This is a genomic window from Vibrio sp. 1562, from assembly GCF_033340155.1.
GTDB classification, from domain to species: Bacteria; Pseudomonadota; Gammaproteobacteria; order Enterobacterales; family Vibrionaceae; genus Vibrio; species Vibrio alginolyticus.
Genome location: NZ_JAWOVY010000055.1, coordinates 1 through 5,344, shown reverse-complemented (window position 1 = coordinate 5,344; position 5,344 = coordinate 1). Strand labels below are relative to the sequence as shown.

Sequence of the window (5,344 nt, the reverse complement as noted above, 5' to 3'; positions counted from 1 at the left end):
CTACGATGATTAACTGATGTAACCGATCAGATCGTAACTTCCTGATTTAGTTCCATCGAATTACGCAACAAAGCCTGCTGGCGTGTATGAAGTGGTAGAAGTCGAAGGCGAGCGAATATTCCAAATCAATGCCGCAAATTGTGTGCATTGCAAAACCTGTGACATCAAAGATCCATCGCAAAACATTACATGGAAAGCACCAGAAGGTGGCGGTGGACCGAGTTATCAGAATATGTAGTCCCTGGATTAACCAAAATAAAACGGCATCTGAATAGTTCAGATGCCGCTTAACATTAATGGTTATCTTGCCAAAGATAAATTATTAGTCCGTTGTAAACACGTGATGTTGGAACAACTGGTCAACAATTTCATGCGAGGTCGCTGATGCGCCCAGTTCTAGGCCAGACATGTCGAAGTGCTCCAGTGCGACCGATGTAGATTGGCCTGTCTCATTAGTAATCGTTAGGTTGAGGGTATCCTGTTCACCATCAAAACTAGCGCTGACGTGATCCAACAAGGCTTCCATGGCCGCCACATCATCATCTGCTGGTGAAACAATATCACTCAAGTCTAATTTATCTTCACCGAGATTAAAGTCTTTGATGACATCCATAGATGCTTCAGAACTTAAAGACTCATTGGTGAAAGTAAACGTATCGCTCCCTTCACCTCCCGTTAGGATATCATTCCCTAAACCTCCGATGAGAATGTCATTGCCAAGACCACCCACTAGGATGTCATCGCCTGCAGCGCCATTTAAGGTATCTGCACCGTCTTGTCCCAGCATGATATCAATAGTCTCACTACCATCAAGCAAGTTGACCAGGTCATTACCCATGACAGCATGACGCTCAGTAGAAGCGACGTCTGCACCTGATTCACTAAGTGTTAGAGTAAAGGCGTTGTCACTCACCCCGCCTCTTCCGTCTGACACTTTAAAGAGAAAGTTAAGATCAACTTGTTGGTTACCTTCTAAGGTAAAGCTATCACTTTGTGTAAAGCTGTAACTGCCGTTTGACTCGACCTCTAACAAGCCAAATGCCGTTTCAACATGTAAGCTCCCATCGACTTGACTCGTCGAAAAAACAAGGTCTTGGTCGACGGTGACATCATGCAAATCAGCACTTAAAAGAGTGAAATCCCCATCAGCCAAAGAGACTGTCATGATGTCGCCATCTGCATCTTGGCTTCCTGACAGCAACTCACCAGCAATTGGTTCAGGTGAAAAATGATTGAGGAATTGGCCTAACTGCTCGCCAGAATCGATAAATACAACTTGGTCGCTCAATTCTTCCAGTGCTTGGGCTGCACTTTCATTGTCTGACGTTGCAATACCAATACCATAAACTTTGGCATCATGCGTTTGCTTATAGTCTTCCCATCGTTCATTCAAATCTGGAGCTGCTGTTTCACCTTCTTTAGGGTTTGGTGCACCGTCAGAGATAAAGAATATGGTCTCTTTACTTTCGATTGGCTGTTCTTTCAAGTACAGATCCCAATCAAAATTGCCGTTTTCATCTAAGCCATCTTGCCAAGGGAATTGAGTTCCTATTTCATTGAAGGCCATGACGGCTTCTAGTGCCTTGCTGTAGTCTGTGTTCGTACCGTGATTAATATCACACCATTGACTCACGTAAGAGGCAACTTCGCTGAGATATTCAGGATCATTGGAATCACGTCCATTCAGCAAAGGCGGACGGCTCATTTCCTCTACTTGATCTAAAGTTAACCAGCTCTGTGTAGACGTATCTCCATCAAAGCGAACCAAACGAATGTAAGTATTGGATTGCCCACCCTCTTCAATCATGTTCTCAACCATTGAGTGAAGGGCTTCCGCAGCTTTGTAAGCTCTTGATTCTGTCTTGGGTGCAGTAGCCTCACTACCGACGGTATTTTGCCCATCAAATGTGCGAGTCATACTGTTTGATTCATCAAACACAACCGTCACTTTGTTAATCGGCAAGTCTTCCATTTCAGCAAAGCCATGTACTGGCGATGAAGTTGGGGCATGGTTTTCAGTTACATTTAGAGTGACCTGAGTTGTGTCTTTGTCCGTACCATCCGTCGCCGTGACTTCCAACTGATAACTATCCTGAACAGAGTGGTCTAGCTTAACTCCGTCTTTAAGCCAAATCTCACCGCTATTTGAATCTACGCGGAATAAATTGGCATCACCGCCACTTAGCTCGTATTTAATGGTATCTGCACCATCAGGGTCGAAAGCTTTAACCTTACCCACCAACAATCCAGCTTCCTGCTCTGCAACGTTAAAAGTTGCATTATCCGCAGTTGGCATACCGCTGACATCGGTTCCATGAGTCTGATCTGCATCAGTATTGCTAATAAACTCAGGAGCGCGATCTCGAATATCGATTGTCACTTCACCAGTCGCGGTATCGCCGTCTGCATCGAGAACGGTGATATTGAATTTTTCTTGTTGATGACCCTTAACATTCGTCGCTTTGTAGTCATAGCGACCATTTTCAAAGTTAAGAGTTAGCGTACCATGCTCTGTGTCGATCTCTGCTAACGAGTGTAGAGAGATAATTGCCCCATTACTGGCACTTACTGTGCCATCAGCTTTATTGTAATGATAGGTTTCACCATCAACTTCAATTTGATCCACCCATTGGCTATCGCCATTAATATCATCTAGAAGATTGCTCTGAAGCTGCCCTGATACTGTTTTGTTCAGAAGCCCCTCTATTTGTGAGTCATCAGTTACTACCAGTGCAGAGCCTTTATCGGTTGCAACTGGTTCTAGATATTTCATATCCGCACCAGCGCCAATACCAATTGACCAGATGTTCTCTAAAGATGCACCACTCGAATCGATACTGCGATCCATCGCATTTTCAAGAATGATGCTTTGCTCAGCGTCTGTCGGTTGATCCCAACCATTAGCTAAGTACTCGTAGCGCTGCTCACTTTCAAAATCGTCTGCTGTAGACCACTTCATTAAGCTCTCGCGCAACTCTGTATATGCCGGATCTGACGTATTTGTCCATGAATTGAAGTCGCTTGGCGCACCATCCGAAATAAAGTAAAGCTGATGATTGCTAGTGTCATCTGTTTCTTGGCTAAGGTCAGTTAAGGCAGCATTTACCTGGTCAATCGCTTGGCTATATGGCGTCCAGCCACCACGACCAATTGAATCCAAGTAAGCATCAATCTCATCCACAGATTCTAGCCATTCAGACGTTTGACCATCTGGATAACCTGAGTGCGTCGCAATCTTAAATCGAACGTCACCAAGATCATCATACTTTTCAAACATGGTCTTAATTGCACTGCGTGCTAGGTCCCAGCGAGTAACTTCAACGCCTTGCTCGTTTTTAACCATGTCATCCCACATCGAACCCGATGCATCTAACGCGATAACAACACTGTTGTTTTGTGGATCAACATCCATGATTTCATGGTGCTCTGAATTAACTGAAGGTAGAGAGTCAACAACACCAAGGTGCAAAGTTGCATTTTCAACTCGGCCACCCGCATCCACTTGAACGCTAACAGGGATATCTAATGTGTCAGCACCGAGTTCCGAGTGATCTACTGGCTCATATTGCTCGACGGTATAATGCCCAGTTTTACCATCAATGCTCGCTTCAATGACTTTGACCTTATCATCACCTGAGCCAACATATCCGGTTAAAGTACCGCGATCATCACTCACTTCAAACACCACTGGCTTGCCTTCACTGGTAACGGTCTCCAGATTCTGTTCAGAATCAAATCGGAACTCAGCATCTGATGCAGAACCAAGGTTGGCAACTAAATCACCTTCAGCATGTACGCCAGAACTCGCACCAACTGCAGACTCATCGAGCATGATATGCGAATCATCCAATGAAATAGGCTCACCTACTACATGCACTGTTACTTCAGCTTTATCAGTCAGACCATCCGCATCTTCAATGACGTATTCAAATGAGTATTCCTTTATTTCCCCAGTCTTAATCGTGCGCTGATCTTCTGGCAATGATTCAAGATATTTGGCTGCATCAAACACCAATTTGCCATCTATTAAGTTTAGATATTCTGTTTGTGGGTAGTTAATAATAGTCAGTTCGTCACCGTCTGGATCGCTATCATTCGCTAACACATCCAGCTCTAGAATACCGGCTCCTGTTGTTTGATAGTCCTCATCAAAGCTCGTCAAATCGGCAGAAACTTGTGTTACAAAGTACTCCGACCCCTTAGGATCAACCAAGCCATCTTTGTAACCCACGGCTGACATTTCAATGCTATCAAAATATCGACCATCCGCATCAATACTTACAACTTGCTTACGATTGCCAGTTCCTTCAAATACTCCCGAAGCGACAACCTCACCTTTGTAGTAAGCCTTCCAAACACCGCGCTCAACTCCAGGCTCCCAAGAGCTCCAAAGATTTTCAACTTGAACTTTAGCATGATCTGCGACTTGTCCATCAGCGAAAGTGAAACGCATAGCCTCACTGTGTGAAGTAGCATCATCGAATCCAATTTGACCGTCTTTTACCTGATCCGTACCACCATCTAAGGAAGAGCTAACCCCATACTTATGCGTACCACCGTCACCAGTGTAATCCGCCTTGTTAGCGTCACCGATTTTGTTACCTGTGTTGGTATCAACGATGTAGTAGTCCACACTAATATCTGCACTGTCGTCCCAGTTCGTGTGATCTAAAACCTTAGTCTCTTTCTCAATACCTTTGTCATCTTCAGCGATTGGAGCTTCGTTAATGTCATTTATCACGACATTGACGTTAGCCGTATCCTTTGCCCCAGACTGGTCTTCAGCTTCTACCAATAGTTGGTAGCTATCTGACGTTTCATGGTCAAAGACTACGCCACTTTTAACGCTGATCTCACCTGTGTGACTGTTTATTTCAAAAAGGTCAGTATGGTTGGTTAACTGATAAGTTACATTGCTACCTTTATCGACATCAAATGCCTCAACCTGCCCAATTACGCCAGCAACAGCATTCTCATTAATGCTAAATTGGTAACTATCGGTATCGGCTTTGCCATCTTCATCTAGGCCGTGGCTATCATTCGTTCCACTAATAAATTCAGGAGCATCGTTGTTACCTGTAATAGTCACAACCACGTCATGAGTCGTGCCATCTGCAGATGTTACTGTCATGGTACGAATAACCGGATCGCTATCGGCGTCTAACGATTGCACGTCTGGGTGGCTATTGTTCAGCTTATACGTCCAGTTACCTTGCTCATCGATCGAGAAGGTACCCCAATTGTCATCTTGAACGTCGGTTTGGGGCTGGAAGACCGCTTCACCTGCATCAGGGTCATCCACGTTTAAGTTGCCGCCAGTGGTCAGCGTTACGTCTTCTTGAAC

1 protein-coding gene and 1 pseudogene are annotated in these 5,344 nt (G+C 44.6%); one reads left to right on the top strand and one right to left on the bottom strand.

The window, feature by feature from the left end; translation table 11 throughout:
- Positions 1-73: 73 nt before the first annotated feature.
- A pseudogene (locus R7Z49_RS22935) lies at positions 74-238 on the top strand (4Fe-4S dicluster domain-containing protein); the annotation flags it as partial.
- An 84-nt stretch (positions 239-322) separates the two neighbouring features.
- Here R7Z49_RS22935 and R7Z49_RS22930 read toward each other — a convergent pair.
- Positions 323-5,344, bottom strand: a 5,022-nt coding sequence (locus R7Z49_RS22930; RefSeq protein WP_276419314.1) for a VCBS domain-containing protein, incomplete at its 5' end; no start/stop codon positions are given.